At 45.8% G+C, this 23854-nt stretch carries 20 protein-coding genes; 8 read left to right on the forward strand and 12 right to left on the reverse strand.

All coding sequences use genetic code 11. From position 1 onward, the window contains the following. Positions 1-282 precede the first annotated feature (282 nt). From mazG to djlA, 11 genes are all read right to left on the reverse strand, one after another. Entirely contained in the window at positions 283-1233 is a 951-nt protein-coding gene (mazG, locus tag MHM87_RS16800) for a nucleoside triphosphate pyrophosphohydrolase (RefSeq protein ID WP_187447192.1), read from the reverse strand. Beyond that, positions 1211-3394: a GTP diphosphokinase gene (gene relA / locus MHM87_RS16805; RefSeq protein ID WP_110288478.1), complete on the reverse strand. Its 2184-nt coding sequence runs from the start codon at positions 3392-3394 to the stop codon at positions 1211-1213. The genes mazG and relA overlap by 23 nt, the downstream gene beginning before the upstream one ends. Positions 3395-3406: 12 nt before the next feature. Continuing rightward, entirely contained in the window at positions 3407-4867 is a 1461-nt protein-coding gene (gene rlmD, locus MHM87_RS16810; protein ID WP_239218730.1) for a 23S rRNA (uracil(1939)-C(5))-methyltransferase RlmD, read from the reverse strand. A 101-nt stretch (positions 4868-4968) separates the two neighbouring features. After that, the gene (gene acpS, locus MHM87_RS16815) at positions 4969-5349 is read right to left on the reverse strand and encodes a holo-ACP synthase (protein ID WP_014948318.1); all 381 of its coding nucleotides are present in this window, start codon (positions 5347-5349) and stop codon (positions 4969-4971) included. A 27-nt stretch (positions 5350-5376) separates the two neighbouring features. Continuing rightward, positions 5377-6114, reverse strand: coding sequence for a pyridoxine 5'-phosphate synthase (gene pdxJ / locus MHM87_RS16820; RefSeq protein ID WP_014975702.1), 738 nt, complete (start codon positions 6112-6114; stop codon positions 5377-5379). A gap of 165 nt (positions 6115-6279) precedes the next feature. Beyond that, the gene (gene recO, locus MHM87_RS16825; protein WP_239240122.1) at positions 6280-6993 is read right to left on the reverse strand and encodes a DNA repair protein RecO; all 714 of its coding nucleotides are present in this window, start codon (positions 6991-6993) and stop codon (positions 6280-6282) included. Positions 6994-7047: 54 nt separating this feature from the next. Continuing rightward, on the reverse strand, positions 7048-7329 hold the full coding sequence (locus MHM87_RS16830) for a hypothetical protein (RefSeq protein ID WP_014975700.1): 282 nt from the start codon (positions 7327-7329) through the stop codon (positions 7048-7050). An 81-nt stretch (positions 7330-7410) separates the two neighbouring features. After that, positions 7411-9132 carry a single-stranded-DNA-specific exonuclease RecJ gene (recJ, locus tag MHM87_RS16835; RefSeq protein WP_156085949.1) on the reverse strand — a complete coding sequence of 574 codons (1722 nt, stop codon included), beginning with the start codon at positions 9130-9132 and terminating at the stop codon, positions 7411-7413. A gap of 243 nt (positions 9133-9375) precedes the next feature. Continuing rightward, a complete protein-coding gene (gene dsbC, locus MHM87_RS16840) occupies positions 9376-10179 on the reverse strand; it encodes a bifunctional protein-disulfide isomerase/oxidoreductase DsbC (RefSeq protein ID WP_039235846.1) in 804 nt (267 codons plus the stop codon). Positions 10180-10448: 269 nt separating this feature from the next. Further along, complete coding sequence (xerD, locus tag MHM87_RS16845) at positions 10449-11375, reverse strand: site-specific tyrosine recombinase XerD (RefSeq protein WP_061094239.1); 927 nt, start codon at positions 11373-11375, stop codon at positions 10449-10451. After that, positions 11376-12236 (reverse strand): co-chaperone DjlA, encoded by an 861-nt coding sequence (gene djlA / locus MHM87_RS16850; protein ID WP_239260290.1) that lies wholly within the window; start codon positions 12234-12236, stop codon positions 11376-11378. It abuts the gene before it with no gap. A gap of 407 nt (positions 12237-12643) precedes the next feature. On the opposite strand from djlA, the gene lptD reads away from it, so the two are divergent. The 8 genes from lptD (at position 12644) to MHM87_RS16890 (ending at position 22395) form a co-directional block, all read left to right on the forward strand. Continuing rightward, entirely contained in the window at positions 12644-14896 is a 2253-nt protein-coding gene (gene lptD / locus MHM87_RS16855) for an LPS assembly protein LptD (protein WP_014978356.1), read from the forward strand. 28 nt (positions 14897-14924) lie between these two features. Continuing rightward, complete coding sequence (gene surA, locus MHM87_RS16860; protein ID WP_258312597.1) at positions 14925-16238, forward strand: peptidylprolyl isomerase SurA; 1314 nt, start codon at positions 14925-14927, stop codon at positions 16236-16238. Between the two features lie 13 nt (positions 16239-16251). Then, positions 16252-17238: a 4-hydroxythreonine-4-phosphate dehydrogenase PdxA gene (gene pdxA / locus MHM87_RS16865; protein ID WP_014948309.1), complete on the forward strand. Its 987-nt coding sequence runs from the start codon at positions 16252-16254 to the stop codon at positions 17236-17238. Continuing rightward, a complete protein-coding gene (gene rsmA, locus MHM87_RS16870) occupies positions 17235-18062 on the forward strand; it encodes a 16S rRNA (adenine(1518)-N(6)/adenine(1519)-N(6))-dimethyltransferase RsmA (RefSeq protein ID WP_039235837.1) in 828 nt (275 codons plus the stop codon). Before pdxA ends, rsmA begins: the two co-directional genes overlap by 4 nt. A 7-nt stretch (positions 18063-18069) precedes the next feature. Then, positions 18070-18444 carry a Co2+/Mg2+ efflux protein ApaG gene (gene apaG, locus MHM87_RS16875; protein WP_239260292.1) on the forward strand — a complete coding sequence of 125 codons (375 nt, stop codon included), beginning with the start codon at positions 18070-18072 and terminating at the stop codon, positions 18442-18444. 7 nt (positions 18445-18451) lie between these two features. Continuing rightward, on the forward strand, positions 18452-19279 hold the full coding sequence (locus MHM87_RS16880; RefSeq protein ID WP_156085947.1) for a symmetrical bis(5'-nucleosyl)-tetraphosphatase: 828 nt from the start codon (positions 18452-18454) through the stop codon (positions 19277-19279). A gap of 282 nt (positions 19280-19561) precedes the next feature. Further along, entirely contained in the window at positions 19562-21586 is a 2025-nt protein-coding gene (locus MHM87_RS16885; protein WP_014948305.1) for a methyl-accepting chemotaxis protein, read from the forward strand. Between the two features lie 227 nt (positions 21587-21813). Beyond that, positions 21814-22395 carry a heme-binding protein gene (locus tag MHM87_RS16890; protein WP_239260294.1) on the forward strand — a complete coding sequence of 194 codons (582 nt, stop codon included), beginning with the start codon at positions 21814-21816 and terminating at the stop codon, positions 22393-22395. Positions 22396-22459: 64 nt separating this feature from the next. Here the strand turns inward: MHM87_RS16890 and lysC are convergent, their stop codons facing one another. Beyond that, the gene (gene lysC / locus MHM87_RS16895; RefSeq protein WP_239260296.1) at positions 22460-23809 is read right to left on the reverse strand and encodes a lysine-sensitive aspartokinase 3; all 1350 of its coding nucleotides are present in this window, start codon (positions 23807-23809) and stop codon (positions 22460-22462) included. Between the last annotated feature and the right edge of the window lie 45 nt (positions 23810-23854).

Genomic DNA, 23854 nt, shown 5'->3' on the forward strand with positions numbered 1-23854 from the left:
CCCAATGCTAGCCGATTCCTTGGTAGGTGCTGTGACCACACACCCGCTGAACACTTTTCCGAAGTGCTAAATTTATACAGTCATTTTAGATAGTATGGATCTATGTAGCCTTGTCGTAAATCAAACCTACCTTTTAACCCAACGCCAAAATAACTAGGTTTCCACCTTCATTGGTCTAAATTTGTAGTACTAACATGTGCCCGGTCAAAAGTGATGAGCAAATCCGAGACCTCACTATCTGGCTGATTTTCAAACTTAATAGTGAAGTTGTAGCAGGATAAACTACTTCCTATCGGACGACTGTTTAACCTGCTGCCACAGCGCTTCCATTTCATCAAGCGTCAATGTGTCGAGCTTCTCGCCCTGCTCTGCCGCCAAGCGCTCTACACCTTTAAACCGGTTAGCAAACTTGTTACTGGCGTTTCTAAGTGCGGTATCAGCATCTACCTTGCAATGTCTTGCCAAATTAACCATGGCAAAAAGTGCATCACCAATTTCTTCTTCAATAGCTTGTTGGTTGTCGGGCACGCCACTTTTTAAAGGAGCAACACCCGCATTCAGTGCCCCCTGTGCTCGCTGCTTGAAGTCTAGCTCTTGCTGAATCTCTTCCACCTCTTCGCGCACTTTATCTATGACTGGAGCGGCATTAGGCCAATCAAAGCCTACCTTTGCACAGGCTTTCTGCAGCTTTTGCGCATACATAAGTGCCGGCATACCTTTGGGGACGCTATCTAAAATACTGGGCTCCATTGCTTCGTCGTCTTGCTTCAAACGCTGCTTTTTAAGCTGCTTTTCTTGGGCTTTGATAGCATCCCACTGCGCGTTTAAAGCACTGTCGTTCAATTGGGTACGTTTTAGCGTGAGGTTTTTATTTGTATCCCCTGCTCCCTCAGATGCGAGCGGGTTAGCAAAAACATGAGGGTGACGACGCACGAGCTTATCACTAATGCTTTGCGCCACATCGTCAAAAGTAAATGCGCTAGATTCACTGGCTATCTGTGCGTAGAACACCACTTGAAACAGCAAATCACCCAACTCATCTTTAATGTCATGCATATCACCAGTGGCAATAGCATCAGCCACTTCGTAGGCTTCTTCTATGGTGTAGCGAGTTAGGCTTTCCATGGTTTGTTTTACATCCCACGGGCATCCAGATTGCGGGTCGCGCAGCTGCGCCATAATGTCAAGCAGCCGCTGCGTTTCACTAAGCTTAGCTTTGTTTGCGTTTTGCATCAGTCACGCCTTTAAGCTGTCGCAATCGGGTTAACACTTTTGATACGGTGTCGAGATCGTGCACCTCTATCGAAATGGTGATAAGCGCCGTCTGTCTGTTTTTATCACTTAGGCTATTAACCCCCAAAAGCGGCACGTTTTCATTCGCCAGCACCGTGGTGATATCGCGCAACAGGCCGGTTCTATCGTGACAGAATATATCTATGCCTGTCTCAAAGCCCACTTTAAGCTCTTGTGACCAATTCACTTCTATTTGACGCTCAGGATGTTGTGACAATAAGTGCTGCAGCTGGTCGCAGCTTTCTTTATGAACGCTTACACCACGGCCTTGTGTGATATAGCCTAAAATTGCTTCGCCTGGTACTGGCTTACAGCAATTCGCCAGCTGGCTCATTAAGTGGCCCACGCCCTGCACCACCACTGCATCTTTTTTGCCCGTCCCGGCAGCAGTTTTGCGCGTTTTAACCTTAGGACTAATTTCGGGTTCTGGGGCTGGAGGCTCCTGCAAGTGATGAATAAAGTTAATCACCTGCATAACGCGCACATCACCGGCACCTACCGCAGTGTACAAGTCATCGAGGGTTTGTAAGTTAAACTTCTCAAATGCCTCATTGGGTACTTTGGCAGGTAAGTGGGCACGCTGAAGTTCGCGTTCTAGCAGCTCTTTACCGGCAGCCAGGTTTTTGTCCCTGTCCTGCTTTTTAAAGAAGGAATGGATAGTGGCACGCGCCCGTGATGAATGCACATAGCCAAGGCCCGGGTGCATCCAGTCGCGACTTGGGTTTGGCTCTTTTCCGGTGAGTACTTCTATCTGATCGCCACTTTGCAGTAAATAAGTGAAAGGCACTATTCGCCCATTCACTTTTGCGCCAATGCAGCGATGTCCCACATTGCTGTGAATATAGTAAGCAAAATCAAGTGGTGTAGCGCCTTGGGGAAGGTCAATAACATCGCCTTTGGGTGTGAACACGTACACCCTATCATCAAACACCTGACTGCGAAGTTCTTCAACCAAATCGCCAGATTCGGCCACTTCCTCTTGCCACGCTAGTATGCGGCGAAGCCAGTTTATGCGCTCGTCATAGCCAGACTGCTTGCCCGTACTGCCCTCTTTATATTTCCAGTGAGCAGCCACACCCAGCTCTGCATCCTGATGCATTTTCTGCGTGCGAATTTGAATCTCAACCGACTTCCCTTCAGGCCCCACGATAACCGTGTGAATAGACTGGTAACCGTTAGGTTTAGGGGTTGCGATATAGTCGTCGAACTCGTTAGGTAAGTGCTTATAGCTGGCGTGAACCGTACCAAGCGCGGCGTAACAGTCTTGAAGTCGCTCGGCAATAATACGCACCGCACGAATATCAAAAAGCTGCTCAAACGTAAGGCGCTTTTTCTGCATTTTTTTCCAAATGCTGAATATGTGCTTAGGACGGCCGTAAACCTCTGCGCGAATTTCTTCGCTATCAAGCAAGCCCTGCAAGTCGCCTACTATGGTTTCTATGTACTCGGCGCGCTCTCTGCGCTTGCCGTCAAGCTGATGAGCTATTTGTTTGTAGGTGATGGGATGTAGATAGCGAAACGCAAGGTCTTCAAGCTCCCACTTTAACTGACCAATGCCCAAACGGTTTGCCAGTGGCGCATAGATGCTAGCGCATTCGCGGGCCACCATAACGCGGGTTTCTTCGTCGGCTTTTTTAACCTGTTGCAATGCACAAATGCGTTCTGCCATTTTGATCACAACGGCACGCACGTCTTCTACCATCGCCAGCAGCATACGACGAATACTGTCTATGTGCTGTTCGTCCGACTTTTCTGCAAAGCCAGAGCCTTTTACTTTACGCGCATGTAGCGACTTAATGGCATCCATTCGGCGCACGCCAACGATCAGGTCGCGTATTTCCCCGCCGAATTCTTCATAAATATCGTCTTCACTCAAGGCGTGCTGTTCGCAATATGGAAAAACCAAGGCTGCCTGAAGCGTTGCGTCATCCATATTGAGCTGACACAAAATCTCAACCATTTCCTGACCAACCAACAGTCGCTCGGGAATAGATGACACTGCACTTAGTTTTTCTTTTGTTTCTGCACTTAACTCAAGGCTATCTAACCACGCTTCAAAGGGTGGTCGGTCGGCTTGGTGGACCTTTCTTGTCGATACCATATCCTTTACTCGTTACTGCTGCTTTCGCGTAAACAAGGCCATCATTTCCATGTGATGGGTGAAGGGGAACATTTCTGCTACGCCCGCTTTTTCCATTTCATAACCTCCGTCTATCAACACCTTCGCGTCTCTAGAAAACGTACTTGGGTTGCAAGAAACATACACTATCGTTTTTGGTAGTGCTTTTACAAGCGCATGACAAACGGTCAACGCCCCTTCTCTTGAGGGGTCTAGTAGTACCTTATCAAAGCCCAGCTGTAATGAAGCCTCGACGTTGGTCTTATCAGCCAAATCTAAATGCAGCCACTCTACATTTTCAATGCCCTGTTGCTGTGCATTGTCTTTGGCGCGGCGCACCATCTCTGCCACACCTTCTACCGCCTGAACCTTTGCACCTAACTTAGCAATAGGTAAAGTAAAATTGCCCAGCCCGCTAAACCAATCAGCGATACGTTCGCTGGGCTTTGGGTTTAGCCAACCTATTGCCTGATTAACCATTTTTTCGTTAACCACTTTATTAATTTGAATAAAGTCGTTAGCACTAGGTGAAATTGAGCAGCCATTTACCGTGTTCATCACCATATCAGTACCACGGCCCACACTGCGAATGTGCCCCTGCTTATTTTCAAGCTTTAATTCAATACCGTAGACACCAACTGATGAACTCGTGTTCACCAATTCGCTCACTGCATCAATAAGCTCAGCTTCAAGGGCTTTGGTGTGTTTAATAACAAGATGCGAGGTGTTGTCGCCTGCAATAAGGCTGATATGTCCAATATGACGCGCTGACTCGAACCCTGTAAGCGCTTCTCGTAAAGGGCCAATAAGTTTAGATAGCGGGTCGACCAGTATTGGGCAGGTTTCTACATTGATAACGTTACTGCTATTTGCTTCACGAAAGCCTAACTTAATTTGATTGGGGTTGCGGGCATCTATAGCCAGTCTTGCTTTCCTGCGATATTGAGGGCGCGGCCCTGCTAAAGGTGCTTGCCAAACATTTGGCTTCATTGCAAGGTGACGTTCCATCATCACTTTAAGAGCACGGTCACGTTGCTCAAGGGCAGCGTCAGGCTTTATGTGCTGTAGCTGACACCCACCACATGCATCAAACACAGGGCAAAAAGGCGCTTGTCTTTCATCACTTGGCGAATGAATGTTTGTCGCCCTGGCGTTAATGACTTTCTTTTTGCTAGATAGCACCTCTATGTCGCAGGTTTCTCCTACAAGGGCACCTTCAACAAATACCATCGGATTGCCGCGCACTACGCCATTGCCCATCCAGTCCAAATCTTCAATGGTGACCGTGTTAGGCTTTTGACTTTCACTGGTATCCGCTGCTTTTTTCCTTTTCCCAAATCGAAGTCCTGCGACCTGCGCGTTGGCTCTGGCATTCCCTTTTTTTGAAGCGCCACGCTCAGTAAGCGACGTTTTGCCTTTTTGCTTGCTACGAGATTGTTTAAAAAGGTTTGCCAAGTGTGACTCCGGTTACTTGCTTTACGTCGTTTGATGTTAGTAGAGGTTTTTGCGCGCGCTCACCAAATAGAAGTCGCCCACGTGGGTTAGGGACAGTTGCTCTATTCAGACTCTAGTATAACGGTGGCGACAGCATAATGCTGCTCATCTGAAATACTGACCACGCTTCGCGTAATACCTCGGTTTTTGCACATTGCAGCAAACTCGCCAGAAAAATGAAGCTCTGGCGCACCTAAATCGTTATTGCGCACTTCTATATGCTGCCAGCTGATCCCGTTTCCAATCCCTGTACCAAGGGCCTTCACTGCCGCTTCCTTGGCGGCAAAACGTTTGGCTAAGAAGCGGACTGGCGTACCGTGTTCGCTGAACTGCTGCCACTCGGCAGGCGTAAGTACTCGCTTCGCTAAGCGTTCATTAGCGCCATCGCCTTTACCAAGTCGCGCTATCTCTACAATGTCAGTACCTAGCCCTGCAATCGCCACGTTATCTACACCCTTTTGAATCTAAGGTTAAATGCCCGCTCGCGCTTCAAGCATTAGCTTGCGCATATCAGCAACAGCCGTGTGAAGGCCGTCAAACGCGGCGCGAGCAATGATAGCGTGGCCAATATTAAGTTCGATTAACTGAGGTATAGCCGCAATAGGCTTAACATTGTGATAGTGCAAGCCATGACCGGCATTCACTTTAAGCCCTAAGCTATCGGCGTACTCGATACCTTCAACTAAACGCGCTAGCTCTTTATGCTGCTCTTCTTCGCTGGTGGCTTCTGCATATTGGCCTGTATGAATTTCGATGTAAGGAGCGTTACATGCTGCTGCCGCGTCAATTTGCGCTTTGTCGGCATCAATGAACAACGACACCAAAATGTTCGCATTAGCGAGTCGCTCGCACGCCGCTTTGATGTTTTCAAAATTCCCTGCTACATCAAGACCACCTTCGGTAGTCAGCTCTTCGCGCTTTTCTGGTACTAAGCAACAAAAAACAGGCTTCACTTCTTCGGCAATTGCCAGCATTTCATCAGTTACTGCCATTTCCAGATTGAGTCGAGTATTGATCGTCTGCGCTAAAATGCGCACATCGCGGTCTTTAATATGGCGGCGGTCTTCACGTAAATGAACCGTTATGCCGTCTGCACCTGCACGCTCTGCAATATCCGCTGCATGTACTGGATCTGGATAATGTGTACCGCGCGCATTGCGTAGCGTTGCGATATGGTCGATGTTAACGCCTAATAAAATCGTGCTCATTTCACCACCTAACCTGTAAGAGCGATAGAAGAGACCAGCTCTTCCTGTTTAATACGTTGCTTTAAGGGTAAAAATACCCTCTTAAGGAAAGTCGCAATTGTAGCAAATTTTTTTGTAGAACGTGCTTATTAAGCGTTTGAGTTAAGAGAAAATAATTTAATGCTATTACCGCGGCCTGGGCATAAAAAGCTCGCGGCTTTTAAGTGGCTTGTCACCAATTAGCGGTTTCAGCAAGTCCCGGCAAAGCACCTTAGCCACCTTTTTACTGAGCGGCGTAAATTCCCCCTGTGACAAGCTAAGCAGCGCTTGTCCGGGAAAGCCTCGCATTCCGCGGGTTCCCGCCATATCGTCAGGCAGGCGCACAAAGCCCGCGTCTATCTGAAAGTGGTAGCTACCACTTTCTTCTATAGGCATTTCGTATTCGACGTCGGTAGTAAAATCGGGCAACAGCCCCATTTCATCAAGTAGTGCAAATTCGAACTGTCGCAAGGTCACTTCTATATCGCTATTATCACGAAGGGACAGCAGCGCATTTTCATAAGCGTTGTGAACGCCATCGCTGGCAAGTCCTGCTGGCATAACGCGATTAGTTAGCTCGTTAACGTACATTGCGCAAAATAACGCCGTGCCCACAAGGTTGATGGAAGGCGAAACGCTTTCAACGTGACGTAAGTTTTTTAACTCTGACTTTCCGCTTAACTGTAAACGAAGATGCTGAAAAGGTTGAAGCAGGCTTTTCTTATCTGATTTGCTGTTTTTTACCCCTTTCGCTACCGCACTAACACGCCCTTCTTCTAGGGTAAAAAAGTCAACAATATAGCTGGTCTCCCTGTAAGGGCGTCTATGCAGTACATAGGCATTTAACCATTCATTATTCATTGTTGCTCACTGTGTGTTAATTGTTGTGAAGTGGTGCCTGTGGCAACGTTAATATCAGCTGCGCTTAATTCGTACCACTTTCATGGTTTCAAACTCAATGCCAGCCACCTCTTCAACGTGGCGATAGTAGGTGACGTTCACTCGCGCGCCTTTTAAGCTTTGGTATTGCTGTTTACGCCGATAGATAAAAGGGACATCAATACCTTCTAGCATAATGGTGTGGCGAATCCAGTCGCTGTCTTTCTCTTCTCGCTGAACGTGGGAAATCACTTTTGCATTGTCGGTTTGATTCAGCTGACTATGCTTATCCACCAGCTTTTGTCTTTCGCTTTTCACCTTTGTCCCTTCTTTCCACAACTTTACGCTTATTGCTCGTTAGGCTGACTGGCCACCCGTCTGCGTGTGAACTCGCTCCCGCTAACGCGCTTCTATTTGCTCGACAATAAGTTGCACGGTTTCCTGACCGCGAAATACGTTGATATCAAGTCGATAGGCAATATGCACGCGTTTGACCATGGCATTCGGCCATGATTTTAAATCAACGTTAAACGCAATAGCATCGACCTCGTTAGCACCGTCACTTTTTAACACCATTTTTAAGTGCTTTTGGCCAACTAAGCGCTGGTCAAGTAGTGCAAATTCACCATCGAATAGCGGTGATTCAAAGCCCTGTCCAAACGGACCTGCTTGACGCAGTAAATGCGCAAAGGGTAAACACAGCTCTTTCGATGACAAGTCACCGTCGGAAAGTAAAGCATGATTTCCATCAAGCTTTGCCATGTGCGCTCGCGCAATATCAACAAAAGCCTGCTCGAAGTCTTGAAGCTTAGCTACGGGCAAGCTTAATCCAGCGGCCATGGCATGCCCGCCAAATTTTTCGATAACGCCAGGATAGCGCGTATTAACTTCATCAAGTACATCGCGAATGTGCACGCCAGGAATTGAGCGTGCCGAACCTTTAATGATCTCGTCGTCTTGATGGGCAAAAGCGATAACAGGCTTAAGATACTTCTCTTTCAAACGCCCTGCCACAATACCAATAACCCCTTGGTGAAAGTCTTCGCGATAAACCACCAGTGCGCTTGGCATATCGCCTTCATCCAGCGCCATTTGCTCTAGTACGATTTCCGCTTGTGCTTTCATACCGGTCTCAATTTCACGGCGTTCTTTATTAAGCGCATCGAGTTCCGCAGCGATCATTCGCGCTTGAATGGTTTCATCTTCTAATAAGCACGCAATACCTTGAGACATGTCGTCTAATCGACCCGCGGCATTAAGCCTTGGCCCAACCACGAAGCCTAAATCAGTTGAGGTTAAGTGAGCGCAATCTCGGTTTGCCACTTCAACCAAGGCTTTGATGCCAGGTCGACACTTACCCGCCCGAATGCGCTGAAGGCCTTGATGAACTAAAATTCGGTTATTTTTATCCAGTACCACCACATCGGCCACGGTGCCAACCGCAACAATATCAAGTAGCGACGCTAGGTTTGGTGGCGCTAACCCCGCTCTTTCAAAATGCCCTTGCTGCTGTAACTCGGCTTTAAGTGCTAGCATGATGTAAAAGGCAACGCCAACCCCAGCCAAATTTTTAGAAGGGAATTCACAGCCAGGTTGGTTAGGATTTACTATCGCATCAGCAGGAGGTAGAACATCGCCTGGCAAATGGTGATCGGTAACAACAACCTGCATTCCCAACGACTTTGCATGGGTTACACCGTCAATACAGGAAATGCCATTGTCCACTGTGACAATAACCTCTGCCCTCTGTTTGGCAGCTTCATCCACGATAGGCACGCTAAGTCCGTAACCAAAGTCAAAACGATTAGGTACAAGAAAATCAACGTTTTGATAGCCCATGGCTCGAAGCGCCAATATACATACCGATGTACTGGTTGCTCCGTCGGCATCAAAATCGCCCACAATAATAATACGCTTATTTTGCACAACAGCATTGGCGAGAATTTGCGCGGCCTGCGGCATCCCCTTCAAGACATTGAAGTGTGTTAGCCCTTTTAGACCATTCTCCAAGTCATCTAAATTCGCAATATTACGACCGCGATAAATTCTATCGATAACAGGATGTAAGTCGGAACTAAGCGAGGCGCCGGTAACCTCACGGCGAACAATAGGCAAAATCATGAAATACCACTAACCAATACTGTAAATGCAGTTGTCGATGCCAGTTCAAATAGGCTTTAAATAAAAAGACTGGAGTCGGGACACTTGATAATTAGTGCAGATTCCAAGTAAACGCCCGAGTGAACTGCAAAGCAAAACTGTACGAAAAAACGCTAGAAAATATGAGGACGAATCATACCGCAGAAAACAAAAAAACGCACAAAGCGTGCGTTTTTATCATATTTAAGGTTAAGGACTGAATGGCTATTCAGCTTCCTCCAATGCTTTAGCAAGCAACGCAGCTGGCTGATAACCAGGAATCAATGAACCGTCTGGCAGTACGATATTTGGCGTGCCATTCACGCCTAATTTTTGACCCAACATGTACTGCTCTGCCACTTTATTTTTACAGCTTGCGCTAGCTACGTCGTTACCCGCTTTAGCTTTAGTTAACGCTTTTTGCGGGTCTTTCGCACACCACACCGACACCATATCGTTGTAGTTTTCACTGTTTAACCCAGAACGTGGAAACGCAAGGTAGTGTACGGTGATGCCCGCATCGTTGAGTTCATCAATCTCGTTGTGAAATTTACGGCAATAGCCACACGTAATATCAGTAAATACGCTTATTTCATGCTTTTCGTTTTTGGCCTTAAACGTAATAGACGATGATTCCATCTCTTTTACGCCTTCTTTGCGCAGCCCAGAAAGTGCCAGCTCTGTTTCGTTACGCATCTCTTCATCAATGTTAAAAACACGAGCCTGAAGCAGATACTGCCCGTTTTCACTTACGTAAAATAAACCGCGGTTTGTTGATACCTGAACCAGCCCTGATACTGGAGAGTCAGCAATAGTTTCTACATCTAACCCTAGCATTGAGGTTAATTTATCACGGATAGCCGCTTCATCAGCCGCTTGCGCACTAAGCCCTAATAGAGAACCTGCCGCAACTACACTGGCTAACAATACTTTCTTTACTGCTTTCACTAAATACTCTCCATTTTGCCATTTAAGTTCGCTTGTACTTACTGGCTTAACATACAATTGCTTGAATCGGTATCTTTCCATTTAAAGCAATTGCTAAAAATTTTTACATTCATAACGTTCAGACCGTAAAACTTAGCAAAAAATTGCACGTTAAACGCTAATTTTCTTTTAACCTCAGTACATTTAACGTCAACATTTAAACTCACTCGCGTTACAGCACTAACGGAAAATGTATGTTCTAAACGTTTTGCATGGCTCGTATCCTACCATAGACCTTTTTATTTTATATACGTCGTCACTGAGCCTCGTCGTATACAGCCCCCAATTTATAGCATTCTTTATTTGAATATTTAGCCACGTGGGTGATGACTGTGGATTAAAGTTTGAAGTCGCTCTGTTGCTACATGGGTGTATATTTGAGTCGTTGACAAATCGCTGTGCCCCAACAGCATTTGTACAACACGCAAATCAGCACCGTGATTCAAAAGGTGTGTCGCAAAGGCATGACGCAACGTGTGGGGAGAAAGGTGCTGCTCAATTCCCGCTTTCACCGCATAGTATTTAATGCGATGCCAAAATGTTTGGCGCGTCATTTTCTGTCCACGCTTGCTTAGAAAAACCATATCAGAAGCTTTACTGGCGAGTATCGGTCTTGCTGTTTTAATATAGGTCAGTAGCCATTCTATTGCATCTTCACCAAGGGGCACTAAGCGCTCTTTATTCCCTTTACCCACAACCCTAACTACGCCTTGCTGAAGGCTTATTTGATCCATTGTTAACCCAATAAGCTCACTTACACGAAGGCCGGTCGCGTAAAGCACTTCAAGCATGCTCTTGTCCCGACATTCAATAGGGTCGTCGGTAAGGGGGGCATTTAGCAAATCTTCAACTTGTTGCTCACTGAGTGAAGAAGGCAAAGCTTTGGGTGTTTTCGGATTAGACAGCGCTGAAACTGGGCTGTCTACACGTACCTGCTTACTAATTAGGAATACGAAAAACGCCCGGATAGCGCTAAGCGCACGTTGGGTGCTGCGTGTGGACAGCCCCTTGTCGTGTCGATAGGCTAAATAATCCTGAAGCTGCTCAGTGGTCAGCACAGCGATATCTTTTACGCCTTGATTGTTGCTGAAGATAGCAAGCTTAGTAAGGTCGGTGCGATAGCTCTGCTGAGTATGATCAGACAGTCCTTTCTCAAGCCAAAGCATCTCGATAAAACCATCGATATGCGCCTGACTCGCTGCAGGCACATAAGTTAACTCACGTTGAGTTTTTGCCATCTAAAAGCCACGCTTTTGCTTAATCAGCTCGTAGGCTGATTGAATATCTTGCGCTTTCTTTTTCGCAATTTCCATTGCCTGTTCAGGTAGCCCTTTAGACACCAGCTTATCGGGGTGATGCTCAGACATGCGCTTCCTGTAGGCACGCTTTATTGTCTTTTCATCGTCGGATGCCGCCACACCTAATATGCGGTAGGCATCATCTAAACTTTGCTGCTCTGAATAGGCTGATTGGCTGTGCTGACGTTGACCTGAATGAGTTCGTTGCCCTGAGCCAGAGTTAGACCGCTGCCTAAAGCGTATTTCAGCTTCATACATTGAAATTAGATAATCTAAATCACGACGCCTAAAGCCTAGTGGCTTCGCTACTTTTTCAAGTACGTTGTATTCTTCCTGTGAAAGCTGACCGTCGGCGAAAGCGGCTTGAATAAGAATCTCTAAGAATACTTGAAGAATATCCCGTCTACCATGGCTGGCGTCGTAAAAACCTTTCAACGTATCGACTAAAGGAAAGTCTCGCGCTTTGCCTTCTCTAAATGCATCCTGAGCTTCACGACGGGCATCCCCAGTTAAACGCATCTCGTCCATTAATGCTGTGGCGATTTGAATTTCTCTGTCCGTTACTTTGCCGTCAGACTTAGCAAGATGGCCTAACGCACTAAACAAACTATGAAAGAAAATAGCTTGCTGCTTCAGATTGTCCTGATCGGTAAAAAAGCGCCCAAAGCCACCTAGCTGATTGAAGTCTTGGCGATAGGCTTTATCAAAAAAGTGCCCGACTAACAGCCCTAAGATCGCCCCAGGTATTTTAAGAAACATAAAGCCGAACAAGGCGCCGAGGATTTTTCCCCAAATTGACATCGCGTCATACTCCGTTGGTGCACTGTTTAGAAAGTTGATGTTACTGTAGTGAAATCACGCCGTGCAGAGCGCGTTATACCAATCATCATATCAAATACATAAGTTAATTAACTAGGGCTTGTGCAGCTTGAAATCAAGCTTACTGCCACTAATTGCCTCCGTCTTTGATGTGTTGTGCATATAAAAGTGCATTTTTTTGTCTGAATGGTTGGTAATTACGACAGAAGTGCTTAGAATTGAGCGCTTATATAAATAGTAATAGCGAGTGAAAGCTACATTAACTCTTTGCCAAGAAGTAATGTGCATTATCACTGTTTTTTTAAACGTTATGTCGAACTAACCGAGACGGACGTCGTCTTACTTGGGTTTAAAAGCAACATACAACAAAACAGGCCGCCCATTAACGCATGAAAAACACCTGCGCCATGCTTGTTTCCGCGACTCTTTTGCCTACAGTCGCGTTTGCACAGGAAACGACAGCTTCAAATTCTAAACCAACGTCAGATGCAGCCCCTCTTGCATTCTGCTCAGTCGAACCTGTTACTTTCAGTAGCCAAGCATTAATGCCCAAAGGCCACGTTAAAGTTGAAGCTAACCGTACTGAAATTATCCAAGATACCGTAGCGCTGTTTTCTGGTAATGTTGATATCACGTCAGATACTGCGGTAATTAGTGCATCTCAAGCACAAATTAACGGAAGTGGCAGAGACCTTATTGCGAAAGGCGACGTAACGTATCAAGACTCGCAGCTAAAAGTAGAAAGTGATGCTGTGACCCTTCGTTCTGAAGAAGAGCGCTTAGAAATGCAAAATACCCGCTATCAGCTGACGGGTTTTGTGGGTCAAGGAGCCGCAAAAGATATTGTATTAGATACAGACACGGGAATTGTGCTCAAAGAAGTTAGCTTCACTACGTGTCCTGAAGGCGATGAAGACTGGCTAATACGCGCCAGTGAAATTAGTTTGGAAAAAGGGACCGTATGGGGCCAAGCCAAACACACACGCTTCTACATTGCCGATGTTCCAGTGTTTTATTTACCGTATTTTGCGTTCCCTGTTAGCAACGAGCGCCAAACGGGCTTATTGTTTCCAGAGTTAACCAGTTCAAGTAGAACGGGCGTCGACTATACGCAGCCTTTTTACTGGAATATTGCCCCCAACTATGACATGACCATCTCACCGCGATTGATGACCCTTCGCGGTCTTCAGCTGAATACTGAGTTCCGTTATCTAACGGAGCGTAGCCAAGGCAAAGCGTACGTGGAGTACTTGCCGAGCGACTCAGATATTAGTGGGAACCCTGACCGATATTTTTATCGCTTGGAGCATCAAGGGCTTATAGCTGACAACTGGTTACTAAACGTTGATTTCAACGGATTAAGTGACGACAACTATTTAGTTGACCTTGGTTCAGATTATTATAGTCGCGCTGACACCCACTTATATCGTAGCGTTGGATTAAGTTACTACTCGCAAAATCTATCCGTAAATATGCAGATAAAAGATTTTGAAGTACTGGGTAATACTGCAGATAGCTATCGCGCCGTACCTGAGATCAAAATCAACTACAACAAAGCGTTAGGTGAATATCTAGAGTTCAACCTAGACTCAGAAGTCGCACACTTTGACAATACTCTCGATACCGCTCCAACGGCTACTCGTTTTCACGTTGCACCTACTTTAGCGGTGCCGCTTCGCGCAGCATGGGGTGAACTTGTCGCAGAAACCACGCTTTTTCAAACGGTTTATCAACAAGACAATGTTGAAGGAACTGACTTAAAAGAAGATGTCGAACGCACACTAGGACAAGCTCGCCTTTATGGCGCGTTATATTTTGAAAGGGATACATCGTGGTTCAGCGACGATATGTCGATGACTTTAGAGCCAAAGATTCAATATCTTTATACATCGTATGAAGACCAAACTGCGATTGGTTTCTATGACTCAACGCCGCTGTTAACCGACGTTGAAGGATTGTTTAGAGGTCAGGAATTTACTGGCCTTGATAGAATAAGCGATAACAACCAAATCACCCTTGGCGCGACCACACGCATGTTGGATAAAAACAATCGGGAACAATTTGTTCTTAGTGTGGGTCAGATATTCTACCTTGAAGATAACAAAGTCATTGCGGCAACCAAGAATCAAGATCGTTCAGCGCTCGCCGCTGAAGTGGATTGGCGCTTTAATAAAAACTGGTTCTTCCATTCTGATGTGCAAGTGACCACTGACACAGACAAAGTTGACTTAAGCAGCGTGGGTATTGAATACCGCAAAGATGATTCGCGCTTTATTCAATTAAGTCATCGCTATGTTCGCGATCTCAGTGGTGAAACCATAGATCAAATTGGTATTTCGGCAAGCTGGCCTATTTCTGAAAATTGGCAGTGGGTTGGCCGTACTTACCGAGATCTTGAACGCAATAGAAGTGTAGAAACCTATGCAGGTATCCAGTATGAATCATGCTGTTGGGCGGTGCGATTAGTTGCGCAGCGCAGTCTGAACAACCGTTACAATGCTAGCGGCGAACAGACAACAGACGATTTTGATTCTGGAATATCGCTACAATTTATTTTCAAAGGCATCGGGTCATCTGGTACCCAAAGAAGCATGCTTCAAGACGGTATGTTTGGCTATCGTCAGCCTTATAGTTTAAATTAACCCGCAGTTGAGCGCTTACAGCGCTTAAATGCAATCAACCAATAATAAAAGAGTGTGTATGAAGTTCATTATCCGTGCATTGATGTTAGGTGCCCTACTCTCGTTTAACAGTGTTGCGCAAGAGGTCATGCTTGACCGCGTGGCCGTAATTGTTGACCAAGGTGTTGTGCTTGAAAGCGAAATTGATGCCCTTGTACAAGACGTTAAACGCAACGCAGAAGCTAATAATCAACAGCTACCGTCAGATCGTGCGCTTCGTACACAGGCCATTGAGCGTTTAATCACTAAGAGCCTTCAGCTTCAAATGGCAGAGCGTATGGGTATTCGCATTAGCGATCCACAGTTAGAGCAAACCATTAGCAACATTGCAGCGAATCAAAATGCAACGATTGAAGAACTTCGTGCCCAATTAGCGGCAGAAGGTATTGCATACGATGATTACCGCGAAGACATTCGCGAAGAAGTTATCATGGGTGAAGTTCGCCGTGCTAACGTACGTCGCCGTGTTTATATTACACCTCAAGAAATTGAAACCTTAATTGACCTGATGGAACAGCAAGGCGCTACTCAAGCTGAATATCGCTTAGGTCACATTCTTATTGGTTTCCCGCCAGAGCCTACAGATGAAGATATTCAATCGGCACGTGAGCGTGCAGACAAAGTCATTTCACTATTAGAGTCAGGCTCTGATTTTGCTAAAATCGCCATTGCGTCATCATCAGGTAACGAAGCGCTCGAAGGCGGTGACATGGGCTGGCTTAACATTAACGCCATGCCGACGCTTTTTGCTGAAGCTATTCAAAACAAAGACAAAGATGCTCTTGTTGGACCTATTCGAAGCGGTGCAGGCTTTCATATCCTAAAAGTATTAGATACGCGCGGTATTGAGAAAGTCACGGTAGAAGAAGTAAACTCTCGCCACATTCTTGTTAAGCCGTCAATCATTCTTAGCGAAGACAAAGCTAAAGCCATGCTAAACCGCTTCAAGGAAGAGGTGAAAAATGGTGAAGCTGATTTTGCAGAGCTAGCTAAAGAGCATTCAGAAGATCCTGGTTCAGCCCTTCGCGGTGGCGAGCTTGGCTGGTCGGATCCAAATAACTACGTGCCTGAGTTTAAAGACGCACTTGCACAGCTTGAGCCGGGAGAATTTAGTGAGCCTGTTCGTACCGTGCACGGCTGGCATTTAATTCAGCTTATTGAACGTCGTATTGATGACGCTACCGATAAGCGCAAAGAAGATAAAGCTTACCAGCTTATCTTCAACCGTAAATTTTCAGAGGAAACCGAGAACTGGTTACGTGAGATGCGTGATGCCGCTTACGTAGAAGTTGTCGACTCGTAACAATAAGTTATTCATGAGTACACCAATTAAAATAGCAATAACGCCGGGAGAACCGGCAGGTATCGGGCCAGATTTGATCATAAAACTGGCCCAGGAAACATGGCAAGCTCAGCTTGTCGTGTTTGCCGATGGCGAAATGCTCAAAGCACGAGCAAGCGCCTTGGGGCTGCCATTAACGCTAATCGATTACGATGCCACTAACCCGCAAATTCAAGATGCGGGTTCGTTGTTTATAAAGCAAATAGATAAATCCGTTGACGTTACGCCAGGCGAGCTTGATAGCGAAAACGGGTTATACGTAGTAGAAACTCTGCGCCAGGCGTGTCAGGCAAATATGGATGGCGACTTCGACGCCGTCGTCACCGGCCCCGTACACAAAGGCATTATCAACAAAGCAGGGGTATCATTCAGCGGTCATACTGAGTTTTTTGCGTATCAGTCTAATACTATCGATGTGGTTATGCTTCTGGCAACTGAAGGTCTTAATGTAGCGCTTGCCACCACGCATATTCCGCTTGAGTATGTAGCGAAAGCTATCACCCGAGAGCGTCTTCATAAGGTCATTCATATCATCAACACCGACCTTAAATTGAAGTTTGGCGTTAAAGAACCTCATATTTATGTGTGTGGCTTGAACCCTCACGCGGGTGAAGATGGTCACATTGGCACTGAAGAAATTCATACTATCATTCCGGCGCTTAACGAACTAAGAGAAGAAGGCTTAAAGATCACAGGCCCTCTACCTGCAGACACCATATTTCAACCAAAATATCTGGAAAATGCTGACGTAGTGCTGGCTATGTATCACGACCAAGGCTTACCCGTGCTAAAATATAAGGGTTTTGGGGCGTCAGTGAATATCACGCTAGGGTTACCTTTCGTTCGCACATCGGTAGATCACGGTACTGCATTAGACTTGGCAGGAACAGGTGAAGCCGACGCCGGTAGTTTCAGAAAAGCATTGGAAAAAGCCATCGAGCTTGCACATCATCAACAATGAGTAAAACACACTTAGGCCATACGGCCAGAAAGCGATTCGGACAAAACTTCCTTCACGATGATTACGTGATAGGCAAGATTGTTGCGGCCATCGCGCCAAAAAATGAACAAAACCTGGTTGAAATTGGACCCGGTTTAGGCGCATTAACAGATCCTGTTTGTGAAGAGGTAGATGCACTCACAGTCATTGAGCTAGACAGAGATCTTGCTAAGCGATTGAGACACCATCCGTTTAACGGCAATAAGCTAACGGTTATTGAACAAGATGCGATGACAATGGATTTCGGTGCTTTGTGCAAAGAAATGCCAGTCAAAGACAAAAAGCTTCGCGTATTTGGTAACTTGCCCTACAACATTTCGACACCACTAATGTTTCACCTTTTTGATCATGCTCACTGCATAGAAGATATGCATTTTATGCTTCAAAAAGAAGTGGTAAACCGCTTGGCAGCAGGACCAGGTTCTAAGAATTACGGCAGGCTTTCCGTTATGGCGCAGTATTACTGCCACGTCATTCCGGTACTCAATGTTCCGCCGGGTGCCTTTAAGCCACCCCCGAAGGTTGATTCTGCAGTAGTGAAGCTAGTGCCGCATCAGGCTCCGCCAGTAGACGTTGAGTCTGTAAATACGCTTGAGCGCGTCTGTGCACAAGCGTTCAACCAGCGCCGAAAAACCATTCGCAACTCGCTGAAAGACAGTTTAAGTGAAGAGGAGATCCGTGAGCTAGGTATCGATCCTACCTCTCGCGCAGAAGTATTATCACTTAACGATTTTGCCACAATAGCAAACGCTGTGTCGGCAAAAGAGCACCAACAAGAGCAGTAAGTTCTCTATGGATGTACTTGATATTAAGGTGCGGGTGAAAACCCGTCACCTTCCCGACCACCTTCCGTCAGATTCAAAGCAATTTGCCTTCGCGTACCACATTACGATTGAGAACAATAGCGACCATACGGTGCAATTACTCAGTCGCTACTGGAAAATTACCGATGCAAATGGCAAGACATCAGAAGTTGAAGGTAATGGGGTTGTAGGCAAGCAACCTATCATGAAAGCGGGCGAGCATTTTGACTATACCAGTGGCGCTGTCATTGACACACCGGTTGGGAATATGGAAGGCTACTATGTAATGGAATTAGAGAGCGGCGAGCGTTTTCGCGTTCCTATCGACGTTTTCCGATTAGCCATTCCAAGTATTCTTCATTAAGGTTTCTATGTCGCAAGGTAACACGTACGTCATTGGTGATATACAAGGCTGTTACGATGGTCTTCGTCGCGCGTTAGATAAAGTAAAATTCGACGAAGAAAATGATACGCTACTCGCAGTAGGTGATTTAGTTGCTCGAGGAGAAGATTCTTTGAGCACATTGCGCTTTTTAAAGTCTCTCGGCAGCCAGTTTAGCAGTGTTTTAGGAAACCACGACCTTCACTTACTTGCCGTTGTAAACGGCATCCGCAAAGCAAAAAAATCCGACAAATTAGAGCCTCTACTTAATGCTTCAGACTTGGCCGAACTTATTGACTGGTTACGTCAGTTCCCGTTGGCAATGAAGTTAGATGAGCAATCAGTAATGGTGCATGCTGGACTCTATCCTAAATGGTCTATCGATGAGTGCGTTTCACTTAGTGACGAAGTTAGCAACATCCTAAAATCCGACAATTACGCTGCTTTTCTTTCAGAAATGTATGGTAATAAACCCAACAACTGGTCAGATAAACTTAAGGGTGATGAGCGACTGCGTTTTATTGTGAATGCGTGTACGCGCATGCGTTTTGTTCATACCGATGGCACACTCGATTTTGATAACAAATCTCATCCCAGCGCAGTATCCCACAGCACTAGTAGCACGTTAAAACCATGGTTTGAAGTAGAGAATAAAAAGCTCGGTGACGATCAACGAGTGGTATTTGGGCATTGGGCAGCTCTGTCGGGCCAAACAAACAGTCATCAATTTATCGGCTTAGATACAGGCTATGTTTGGGGGCAAAGCATGACTTTGCTAAACCTGAACTCCGCTTCGCTTGTGAGTGTTTCTGCCTAAAACCAGAGTTTACTGGCTCCGCAATTATCCAATTCGCACATATTTACGTGTATAATTTTAAGCATCAACTGGTATTACCAGTTAAACTTTCTACACTTAAGTGCTAAATAATATAAACATTAAGTTATTGTAGCCGATACACTTACTTACGATAGTAACGATAAAGTCTCATTATCTACTCAGTAATTAAGCAAACTAGCTTCTTTAATCGCTATATTTTGTTTGCTGAGACGGGTAATATCGTTAGGGATAAAAATAAAAAACACTCATCCAGGAGTTCCGATGAAAATAACGGTAGCCACACGCGTAATCGGGGGATTTGTAGCGATTAGCGCACTTCTGATCGTCATTAGTGTTGTTTCACTTTATAACCTCAACTCAATAGGCTCAGCAACGGAAGAAGTAAATGACGTTGCATTACCCACAGTAGCAGGCAGCAATGCACTTAAAGCCAGCTTTCTCAATATGGGCCGACTTACCTTCGAGAGCTACATCGAAGAAGATCTAAATGGCTTAAAAGACAAACGAGCGTCTTTTAACTCTGCCAAAGACACCTTTGAGAGTGAATATAAGAAACTGGCGCAGGCCGTTAATAACGAGCCTGAACTAAAGAGCACGCTGAATACTGTACGTGAGTCATATGAAGCATATATCACCAATGTTGAAGCGATGTACAAAAATCACCAAATGTATCTTGATATACGCAACACAATTCAAGACAGACTGGGTGACGCTGAAGACAACGCAGACGATGCATCTACCTACCTTCTAGACTTCTCAGACTTAGATGCTGTTCAGCGCGACCCTAACCTACGACGTGCGGCAGAAATCGGCAGTCAACTTGAGACGTCGCTGCTTTCTTTGCTAACGGTTTCATACGAGTACATTAAAACAGAGACACTGGTTCGTTCACAGACGCTAGGCAACGAAGTTGATTTGGTTGTCGAGAAAGTGGTCACGCAATTAAGCGACATGATGCAAACTGCGGGCGGCCGCGATGATTCTGGTACTCTTGATGATATTAACGACTTGGTTAACAACGCAATCAATGCGATTAAAGCTAACGATGGCGTGGTTCAGCTTCATGTTGATCGTCTAGAGCGCAGAAATGATGCTGAAAAAGCGCTTAACGCTTCAGACTCAAATATCGCGCAAGCGGTTGTCGCTCTAGAAAACCTGCTCAATCTTGCAGACAAGAAAGCGTCACATGTAGAAAGTCAGGTTAACGGCGCCATTGCGACGGGCAACACGTTCGTTATTGTGGTTGTTATTATCTCGATTGCAGTAGCAGCATTTATTGGCTACGTGACCGTTCGCGCAATCACACGTCCGCTTTATCGTGTAAATGAACTTCTGACGGTGGCTTCATCGGGTGACCTTACTCACCGTCTAGACGATTCGGCGCAAGACGAATTTGGTCTTTTAGCCCGAAACTGCAATACGCTAATTGGAAACCTGAAGGAGCTCATTACAGCCATTAACGTTCGTGCTGAACAGCTGGCAGCCGCCTCAGAACAAACGTCTGCAGTGACGGCGCAAACGACGCATTCAATTCAGGATCAGAAATCACAAATTGGCCAAGTAGCAACGGCAACCACAGAAATGCACTCTACGTCGCAGCTGGTTGTGCAAAACGCTGAAGATACGCTAAGTCAAATTCGCCATGCGGATGCTGAGGCTGAGAACGTGCGCCAAATCTCACTAGAGAATAAGAACACCATTGAGATCTTATCTCGTGACGTTCAAGAAGCGGCAGACGTTATCAATAAGCTTCATCAAGACAGCGCAAGCATTGGTGGCATCTTAGACGTTATCCGTGGTGTTGCAGATCAAACCAACCTGCTCGCCTTGAATGCTGCTATTGAGGCAGCGCGTGCTGGTGAACAAGGTCGAGGCTTTGCGGTTGTTGCTGATGAAGTAAGAACCCTCGCCAGCCGAACTCAAGAATCGACACAAGAAATCAACGCAATGATTGAAGTGCTTCAAGCGGGTGCTGAAAAAGCGGTATCGGTGATGAATCAAGGTAAAGAGCAAACTGCGGCGTGTGTGGCACAAACTGAAAAGGCTACACAGGCATTGGATATCATCTCTGACGCCGTTCACAAAGCCCATGACGTGAGCTCTCAAATTGAGCAGTCTGCCCGTGAACAGAATACGGTATCACAAGAGATCAGCGAAAAGCTTGAAACTATTGTCGGTATCGCTGAAGAGACGACAGCTGGAGCACAGCAAACGTCTGAGTCTAGCCATGAAGTGGCTCGACTTGCTGAAGAGTTACAACAGTCTATCAGACAGTTTAAAGTGTAACGCTTTTTACAAACCTGTTTTAAGAAGGGGCTTTTAGCCCCTTTTTCGTGTCCGACAATTAATCTGGCACACTTTAGGAATGCATAGATAGTTACTTTAGAACAGTTTAACTGAGCATTAATCGGCTTTAATTCGTATAAGGACTATTCGTAACAAACCACTAAAAAAGAATGATATTTTCCCGTTTTCGCTTGCCTCTTTTCATTACTACTTTATTGGCGTCAACAATGATCCAGGCTGAGCCATCATATTACAAAGATACAGAAACCCTTCCCTATTCCATTATCGAGACCCTTGATGAAGATATTGAAGTGAGGCATTACAATGAAGCGTTAGGCGTAATGTCTAGTGGGAATGAAGATAACGGAGCATTTCAACTACTCTTTAATTATATCTCTGGTGAGAATACATCCAGTAGCAATGTGTCAATGACGTCCCCCGTAGAAGTTGGAAAGCGCTCTCAAGAAATTGCAATGACCTCTCCTGTCGAAGTCTCATCTTCAGAAACAATGATGTTTTTCTTGCCCAGCAAATATGACATTAAAAGCGCTCCTGTGCCTACGCACAAAGATGTATCGCTGGTTACTGTACCAGCGAGAACGGTAGCCGCTATTCGTTATTCAGGTTTCAACAAGGACAACGATAAGAAGCAGTATACGAATAAACTGCTTAAAGCCCTTAGGGACAATAATATTGAGCTTAATGGTGAACCTAGCTATATGGGCTACGACTCGCCTTTCACCCTACCGTGGAATAAACGTCACGAAATCATTGTACCGGTCGACATTTTGAAATCATCTACAAACTGATGTGAAATAAAAACGGCCGCCTTTAAGGCGACCGTTTTTTGGGGTCATTCAGCACAGTAGGTGCTTATTCAAATAACGCCGTATGAAGCTTGCGAACCACGTCGTCACTGTCGGTCTCGTTAACCAAGAACGATAGGTTGTGCGGGTTGGCGCCAAAGCAAATCATACGCAGGTTGAAATCTGAAACCGCAGCTAAAATCTTGCTAGAAACACCAACAGCTGTTTGCATGTTGTTACCTACAACCGTGACAAGGTCGTAACCTTTTTCTACTTTCACATCACAGATAGTTTCAAGTTCAGCAATGGTTTCTTTGTTTAGTCGCTGAGCCACAGAGTTTGCAGGGTTATCAAGGGTAAAAGATACCGAGATTTCTGACGTGGTAACCAAATCAACACTTAGCTTGTGCTTAGCGATGATGGCAAATACCTGCTGTAGGAAGCCTTGCGCATACATCATCTTCGGTGTTTTCACTGTCACCATTACCTGCTCTTTACGGCGAGTAATAGCGCGATACGGTGGTTCGTGCTCACAATCACGCACAATCCATGTACCGCCCTTTTCTGGCTCCTTACTAGAGCCTACAAACACCTTTATGTCCTTGCGAAGTGCAGGCTCCATAGTGGCAGGATGTAGTACCTTGGCACCAAAGGTGGCCATTTCCGCCGCTTCTTCAAAGCTGAGTTCAGGTAACGGATGAGCAGCTGGCGTGATGCGCGGGTCAGTTGTGTACACCCCTGTTACATCAGTCCAAATCTCACACGATTCGGCATCAAGCGCTTCAGCAAGTAGCGCCGCCGTAAAATCAGAACCACCACGACCCAGCGTTGTAGTACGGCCTTCCTCGTCAGCACCAACAAAGCCTTGAGTAACCACTATCGCGTCTTTAATTTCAGGTGCCAGCAATTGTTTAGACAGCTTTTCGATTTCTTCGATTTGCGGCGCACCTTCTCCAAACTCACTGTCCGTACGTAACACCTTACGTACGTCGAAGTTCATGGTCTTTACACCCTGCTCTGAAAGCACTGAAGAGAACATCAGCGATGACATCCGCTCCCCCATTGAAAGCAGCTGATCTTTTAAATCATCACGGTGAAGGATTTCTTCATGAAACGCTAAGCTTCGCATTTCATCTAACAAGTCGTTGAGTTTTGGCTCAACCGCGTCTTTATCTTTCAACTTGTTAAGAATGGCAAGCTCAATATTGATAATGGCCTGACAGGTCTCTTCAATTTGCTGTTGCGTCATAGGTGTGTGCGCTAAGCTTACCAGGTGATTGGTTACACCTGCCGCAGCGCTCACTACCACAATGCGCGTTTTGTCATTACCGGCAACAATTCGGGCGCAGTTTTGCATTACTTCGTAATTCGCAACGCTAGTTCCACCGAACTTAGCTATCGATAAGGCATTTGTCACTATATTTAACTCCAGAATAAAACTAGCATTTCGCTAGCAGCAACC

The organism is Alteromonas sp. Cnat3-28 (genome assembly GCF_022348265.1).
GTDB lineage: Bacteria > Pseudomonadota > Gammaproteobacteria > Enterobacterales > Alteromonadaceae > Alteromonas > Alteromonas macleodii.